General features: G+C 69.2%; 3 protein-coding genes and 1 pseudogene. 3 read left to right on the top strand and 1 reads right to left on the bottom strand.

Going from position 1 to position 4,296, the window contains the following annotated elements; translation table 11 throughout:
• Positions 1–107 (top strand): annotated as a pseudogene (locus KS423_RS39690) (IS5/IS1182 family transposase); the annotation flags it as partial.
• A 15-nt stretch (positions 108–122) separates the two neighbouring features.
• On the opposite strand, the gene KS423_RS39685 reads toward KS423_RS39690, so the two are convergent.
• The gene (locus KS423_RS39685) at positions 123–1,028 is read right to left on the bottom strand and encodes a hypothetical protein (RefSeq protein WP_224284586.1); all 906 of its coding nucleotides are present in this window, start codon (positions 1,026–1,028) and stop codon (positions 123–125) included.
• Positions 1,029–1,542: 514 nt separating this feature from the next.
• Between KS423_RS39685 and KS423_RS39680 the strand changes: the two genes are divergently transcribed.
• Positions 1,543–2,724 (top strand): hypothetical protein, encoded by a 1,182-nt coding sequence (locus tag KS423_RS39680; RefSeq protein WP_224284585.1) that lies wholly within the window; start codon positions 1,543–1,545, stop codon positions 2,722–2,724.
• A gap of 1,127 nt (positions 2,725–3,851) precedes the next feature.
• Positions 3,852–4,118: a hypothetical protein gene (locus KS423_RS39675; protein WP_224284584.1), complete on the top strand. Its 267-nt coding sequence runs from the start codon at positions 3,852–3,854 to the stop codon at positions 4,116–4,118.
• Positions 4,119–4,296 lie beyond the last annotated feature (178 nt).

The raw sequence follows: 4,296 nt of genomic DNA, 5'->3' as shown, positions 1-4,296 counted from the left end.
ACAAGCTGAAGAACTTCCGCGCCGTCGCGACCAGATATGACAAACGCGTCTACGTTTTCCTCGGCACGGTCACGGTCGCCGCACTGGTCATCTGGCTCCGCTCATGATCGCGCGGACAGAACCTAGTCAAGTCGTACGGGCGTGAGGGCCTCCCGGGCGGCCTGCTCAGTCGCGGGCAGGCTGACCGCGTCTACTTGGTCCGTGTTCTGATCGAGGCTGGGCGCCGGTGAGTACGACACGCTGAGTGCCACGTTGGCGCGCCGGACAAGGACGTACACGGCGCCACCGGGCTGCCACACGCGGTGGGCTTCGTCGCCGAAGTCGGTGATCGTGCCGGAGCGTGACCGGGGACCGTGGGCAGCGCGTATGTTCAGCGCCTGCTGTTTGCGCGCGTTCGTGGTGGCGTCGGAGCCGAACGTGCCGTCCCACTTGCCCAGCACGTAGTCGATCACGAGAGTGGTGCCGTTCTCCTGGTCGCGCCAGACGCACCGTGAGCCGGAACCGTAGCCCGAGTTGAGGCGTTCGCTCCCGTCGGCAGCCGCGTTCGGTGTCAGATGTGCCGCTGCCGCGGCCCCGGCCACGCACGCCTGGGGCAGCTGCGAAGCCTCGTGCCGCCCCGGCCACCACGGTGCATTCCACGGGCGGTCGGCGACCAGCACGATCGTTGCCACCACCGCCAGCACCACAAGACTGTTGAGCCCGGGACGGAGGTTCCCACGCCACCCCTGCAACGGCCGGGTGGGGTTCGGGCTGCTGGTTCCCTGAGCCGGGACCGAAGCGTGAACGGCGGGCGTGGCAGCACCACGGGCCTTGCTGCTCTTCTCGCGCCCCGTCACGTGGAGGGCAACCGACGTACCGACCCACGCGGCAACAGCCAAGAACAGCATCGCGCTGCCGATCATGTTCTGGCCCTCGAACCAGCTACAGGCCATCAGTAGGAGCAGCGCCAGAACGGCCGACGTGAGCAGCTTGAGGTGGGACACGGGTCGCTTGTGCGTCTTGCCGTCCTTGGGTGATAAGTCATCCATCCGGGCTCCTCGTCATCGAGCTGTTCAGTGCCGTTGCTTGCATACCCCGAGCACGGACGATTGAGGCGGCCAGAACGGCGGCGTCCAAGCCACCGCCGCCGCCCGCCAGGTATGGGGTGGCGGTGGGTGTGCGGGTTGGGTGACGGTGGGGCTGGCTGTGTAGGTGAAAACGGAGAGCGGGTGTCGGCGAGTTCTGGCATCGATTCTTGTTCGAGGCGTCAGGAGATGTCGGTGAGAACCGAGAACACCTGGAAGGCTGTGTCGGCGTGTCGGAAGCCGACGGCATGAGCCAGCCGGGCGAAGGCCGTTGCTGCGGCTCGGCTAGCGTGGACGCATGGTCCATCTCAAGCAGCCGCAGTTGTCCGGGCTGGGGCAGAACCCAGCCGCATCACTGGATGTCTTGGTGCGTCTGGCCACGCGTGAGGCGGGCCGGCACGGGCTGACGTTGCGCAGGGGGCAGGTACCGGATGCGGTGGCCGAGGCCCTGCTGACGCACGGCGGCAGGGATTCCGCAGTGCTCCTGCACGGGCATCGGATCTCCACGGCGATGCGCCGCCGGATCGCCGAGCACCCCGATCCGGCGATCCGCGACGCCCATGCGGACTTCGTCCGGACCATGGTGGAGCGTGGGGTGCCGATGGGCATCGAGGATCTGATCGATGCCTACGGGCGGCCGCCTGCGGAACTTGCCGCCGTCTCGGACCCCAAGCTGCGCGCGATGGTCGCGGAGACCTGGAGGGACCGGCCGATCGCCGTACAGCTGCGGCTGCTCACCGATCCGGATCCTGGGGTGCGTGCCGCGGCCACCAAGGCCGAGCACCCGGGTGTCCCTCCGGAGTACTACGAGCACTGCCTCGCTGATCCGGCCGTCCGGGCCAACGTCGCGTGTCGTGTCCCGCTGACGCCCGACCAGTTCGACCGGCTGCTGGCGACCGGGGACGAGACGGTGCTGCATGCGGTGGCCGGCAACCCGCACCTGACCGCCGACATGGTGGCCCGCCTGCAGGACAGCACGGATCCGTCCGTGCGCGTCGCGGTAGCCTACAGCCGCCACGTCACCCCCGAGACCCGGAACCGGCTGCTCGCACTGGTGGAGGCCGAAGACGCGGCCGGCAGCGACGAGGCCGCTCTCGCCCTCCACTGGACGCCCTACCAGCCGAGCTGGCTGCGGGACGCGCCGCTCGCCGAACGGCTGACCTACCTCGACTGCCCGCACACGGTGTTCCGACAGATCCTGGCCACCGGCCGGGACCTACCGGAGGAAGCCTGGCAGAGGCTGGACAACGACCCGGACGTGTCCGTCCGCCGCACCGCCGCCCACCGACCCGACACACCGCCGCAGTTCCTGCTGCGGCTGATCCGTGCCCACGGCGAGGCAGCCCACACCCGACCGCTCCTGGTGGACCATCCCAACTTCCCGCGCCAAGCGCTGCGCGACTTCGTGGACGAGCCGAACCCGCGGCTGCGCCTCCTTGCTCTGAAAGACCCCGAGCTGCCCGTTGCGGAGCTGCAGCGCCTCGCAGCCTCCCAGGAGTCGTACCTACGAGGCGGGGTGGCACGGCACCCCAACGCCACCACGGGCCTGCTGGAGCGGCTGCTGGTGGACCCGGAGCCAACGGTCGCCGAGAACGCGGCGGCCAACCCCGCGCTGTCGCGGGTTGGGATGGACCGCATCCTTGCCGAGGCTGGCCTCTGACGGCCACCCAGGGAGCACACCTCGGGCGGCCGGACAGTGGGGCAGCCCCCAGGATCCGGCCGTTGGTTCAGCAGACGCACACGCCGCCGACCTGCAGCCCAGGCCACACGGACTCCAGGGCCTTCTTCACCGTCAGGAAGCCAACCCTGTACTTACGCTGCAGGGCACACTACGATAGGCTGGCGCGCAAGCCACGACGGATCGCCGCGTACAGATCGGCCTTGGACTTCGGCAGCACCCGGGCCCCTTCGTCGTGCAGAGCGCAACTGTGGTCCCGAAGCAAGCACCTGAGTGCTCTCAAAACTCGCCGACATCACTCTTTCGTGGCACTGGGTGCTCTCGCCGCTGAGCAACAGGTGCTCTCACTACTCATCGACAAAGCCAGTGGGGCTGGGGTTTCGCGGCCGCTGAGCTTCGCCCGGCATGCCTTGGTCTTGTTGAACCAGGCCCCCAGGGACAGCCCCTCGGCGGTCTTGAAGGTACGCGGGCACCGAGTACCTCACCCGCACCCGGGCCCGCCTCGCGGCCGAGGAGCAGGCCGCCGAAGACGAGAAGGAACAGCGCCTGGAAGCCACCCGCTGCCCGGGCTGCGACCGCCGCGAGGACGAGTACGACTGGACGCCCGGCGCCAGCGACGGCACCAGGCTCTGCTACGACTGCCGCAGGGAAGCCGACGACACCCGCGAGCACAACGTCCTGCTCGCCGCCCGTCGGGCGAACGCCGCCATGCACCCCTGCTACACCTGCCGGGGCTCCATCGGAGGCAAGCCGGACTCGGTCGCCGAACTGCGCAAGCCGGCCGACCCGTACCGCCTGGAATGCCCCGACTGCGACGACAACCGCCACGCCAACGGCCGCCCGCCGATCATCCTTCGCCTGCCCACCAACCGCGACCGCCGCCGCGCCGCGGACGGCAGCGGGCCGGCCGTCGCCAGCATCGGCTCGATGTGGGGCAGCCGCACCCGCGCGGACGCGCGAGCCGCTGTCGGACGGTCGCAGCCCGTGCGGCCACGACAGGGATCGCCGTGGCCGCACGGGCTGAGGCGAGGAAGACCGCCGGCGGGAGCTCCTCGCCCGGCCAGTGCCACATCAGGCAACCTTCGCCCCGTCCTGGATACGGTGAGCCCGTGAGCGGAAATGACCAGCCAGACCTGGGCGAGATCGAGTCGTGGTTCGCTGCAGTAGTCGAGGGACGTGTGAGCCGGGATGCAGCCGACCGGTGGGCCGGCCGATGGTTCCTCGATGACGAGTTGGAATGGGACGATCTGTCACGGTGGGCCCTGGAGCTCCTCTACGGGATCGACCTGCGGCCGGGTCCTGAGGAGCCGTACCTGCACGACGACGAGCAGGTACGGGAGTGGCTTGAGGAGCTGAGGCGGCGCCGTGCGGGGTAGCGGGACCGTGAAGGCTCGTGCCCCGTCCGCCCCTGACACGCGAGGTTGATGCGGCACTAGGGCCTGTGTGATGTTGTGATCAATCAGTGGTCAGCAGGAGATCATCGATCCAGATCATCGAGGCGCGGAGGTGAAGGCCGGCGAGGTAGCTTTCCGGGCTCTTGTCATACCGGGTCGC

This window comes from Streptomyces sp. LS1784 (assembly GCF_020103755.1).
GTDB lineage: Bacteria > Actinomycetota > Actinomycetes > Streptomycetales > Streptomycetaceae > Kitasatospora.
This window is presented reverse-complemented; position numbering and strand designations above follow the sequence as displayed.